The sequence below is a fragment of the Microbacterium ureisolvens genome, from assembly GCF_019511645.1.
Lineage (GTDB): Bacteria > Actinomycetota > Actinomycetes > Actinomycetales > Microbacteriaceae > Microbacterium > Microbacterium ureisolvens_A.
This window is the reverse complement of record NZ_JAEUAX010000048.1, coordinates 1-255: the sequence shown is the minus strand read 5'-3', so window position 1 is coordinate 255 and position 255 is coordinate 1. Positions and strand designations below refer to the sequence as shown.

The following is a 255-nucleotide window of genomic DNA, read 5'->3' as shown; positions in this document are numbered from 1 at the left end:
CTTATCAGTTCCCCGAGGCTTATCGCAGATTGCTACGTCCTTCTTCGGCTCCAGATGCCAAGGCATCCACCGTTTGCTCTTAAAGACTTGAAAACATGAGAATCAAAACTCGACCACACTCCGAAGAATGCGATCAGAAATTGACTAATGATCTTTAAGATCATCAACACAAAACAACCCCGAAGGGTCATCTTGCAAAGATGCTCGCGTCCACTGTGTAGTTCTCAAAGTACGGGCGGCACCCCCCAACCCACC

At 48.2% G+C, this 255-nt stretch carries 1 rRNA gene; it reads right to left on the bottom strand.

From position 1 onward, the window contains the following. Window positions 1-93 (bottom strand): 23S ribosomal RNA (locus JNB61_RS20765); the annotation flags it as partial. Between the last annotated feature and the right edge of the window lie 162 nt (window positions 94-255).